The 584-nt window shown below is 42.5% G+C and carries 1 protein-coding gene; it reads right to left on the minus strand.

Annotated elements, in window-relative coordinates; all coding sequences use genetic code 11:
• A partial coding sequence (locus A3763_RS28935) for a hypothetical protein (RefSeq protein ID WP_197482999.1) occupies nt 1-584 on the minus strand: 584 nt, incomplete at both ends.

A 584-nucleotide genomic window follows, 5' to 3' on the forward strand; every position in this document is an offset into this window, starting at 1 on the left:
CATGAGGCAAAGTAATCAACACCTTAATCGCATCGAAACAGCTTAAATCGACCTTTCTATCATCAAGTAAACTTTTAGAAAGCTGTTTAAATTGATCAGATGAGAACAAATCTGTGTTGAGCGCTAAGCGCTTCTTTTCCTGCAACAGAGGGTGAGCATACTCAGGGAACGCCAAATAGGCTTTTGAAATCCAAGCAGAAGAGCCTATTGTCAGGGCGTTCTTCCACCAGGTTCCGTATACGAGTTTCTTAAGAAAAGGATCCAGAAAACGGTGAGCGAAGCTATTCATTGATTTGTGGCCAATATAGCTCACCGCACCATCATCCATGTAAATACCGGTCGCACGTCTACCCGATTGACTGGCAACATGCATCGCATACTGAAACTCTACTCGGCGATCATTTCCAGTATAAATTTGTTTACTCGAATCCGAAGCAAACAAAACATCAATCCGTTTCATGACCTCCCGACGATGCTGTATCTTTCCGAGACCTTTATCATTCGCTAAAGAAACGGTTTCTTGAAACAATCCCTTTACTTGCTCAATCGCTAGAGTGAAGGATTTGGCCAAATCCAGGTTTTTT

The sequence above is a fragment of the Oleiphilus sp. HI0128 genome (genome assembly GCF_001635365.1).